Here is a 1,366-nt window from a genome sequence, read left to right as displayed (position 1 = left end):
TCATTTTCAATTTGTGGGCCCACAAATACGTCCAAGAGTACAAAGCAAAAAGTATCATCTCCCTTTAATTTCTTATTTATATATAAGGAAATAACTTATGAATAAAAGCACTAAAGTTACATTAATTGCTATGTTGGTGGGGGTTTCTACTTGTGCGAGTGCGGTAACGGAATCTGCACAGAGCCAAACGTATGAGACAGAAAGATCGGATATTCGTGTTGCTGGAACGGAAGTTGTGAGAGGTCCACATGGAGGTCAATTGGGTGATCCTGGCGTTGGTCATCGTAGTATTGCAGGAGGAAAAACAATTTCATTATTAGGTCTGACTAAGATGGGAACAAAAACAGACGAAGATGTAACAATAGTCAATAGTGGCGGGCCATTAAGTCATTCAGGTATGGGTAAATTTCAATTTTCTAAGGTAGCAGATGCTGAAATTTACTACGGTGATTGGTCACAAACTGGAAAGGAAGACGATGCTAAACATACGGCATTCTTCTCTGGCCTAGACGCCACAACGGCAGTTCCTACCGAAGGTAAAGCCACTTACACCATTGCTGGTATCAACCAATATGATGGAGAGAAACAACTCTCTGGTACATTTGAAGCCGACTTTGGTGATAAGGATTACACGGGTTCATTACAAGGTGAGGAGTTAAAAATTGCTCTCGAGGGGCAAATACAGGATGCAGGTTCATTCTCAGGTTCAGCAACTGCCAATGATACAGTATTAGGTTTAAGTTACGGGCGCTTCTTTGGTGAGAATGCGGAACATGTTGGTGGTGTCGCAGTGTTTAATAGTGACCACAAATATGATACTGCATTTGGTGGTAGTCAGAACCAAGAGTAATCTTTTAATTTAGCGCTGTATATTCATCAGGTAGGCAAAAGTGATTTTGCCTACCTGTATTTTTATGGAAAAAGAACAGGAAAGAGAGATGAAAAAAATAATAAACAATATTGAGGTGTTAATTCTATTATTGTTTTCTGCAAATTCATTTTCTGAACAAAATTATGGCCATCAACAATATGAACAGATAATTGAAGTTTTAACGGAAATAAATAACACAAGGAATAAATCCCCCATTATAATCCCAATTAAAATTAATAAAACTGTCGACGACCTTGGTTTTATTCTTTATGATTTAACCAATCGGCAGCAATTTCAAAAAATCGATGAACTATTACCTGATTATCTAAATGATAAAAATCACGATAAAGGTATGGTGGATTATATTTCTGCAGAAAGAGCTTACTTTAATGGGGATTACCCATTGTCACTTAAGTTTTATTTAAAAATAGTTAATGGAAACCCTAACTCAGTGTTTGCTGAAATGAAACTGGCTCATGTCTATATAAAAAATAG

At 36.9% G+C, this 1,366-nt stretch carries 1 protein-coding gene and 1 pseudogene; both read left to right on the top strand.

Annotated elements, in window-relative coordinates; all coding sequences use genetic code 11:
• Window positions 1–97: 97 nt before the first annotated feature.
• Window positions 98–850 carry a Slam-dependent surface lipoprotein gene (locus JK188_RS17395; protein ID WP_211885497.1) on the top strand — a complete coding sequence of 251 codons (753 nt, stop codon included), beginning with the start codon at window positions 98–100 and terminating at the stop codon, window positions 848–850.
• Between the two features lie 64 nt (window positions 851–914).
• A pseudogene (locus JK188_RS17390) lies at window positions 915–1,366 on the top strand (surface lipoprotein assembly modifier); the annotation flags it as partial.

It is taken from the genome of Providencia sp. JGM181 (genome assembly GCF_018257375.1).
GTDB classification, from domain to species: domain Bacteria; phylum Pseudomonadota; class Gammaproteobacteria; order Enterobacterales; family Enterobacteriaceae; genus Providencia; species Providencia lanzhouensis.
The sequence above is the reverse complement of the archived record's forward strand: the minus strand, read 5'-3'. Positions and strand labels throughout refer to the sequence as shown.

Coding starts and splice junctions, on each gene's coding strand:
- JK188_RS17395 (WP_211885497.1), top strand. CDS start 98: ATGAATAAAAGCACTAAAGTTACATTAATTGCTATGTTGGTGGGGGTT.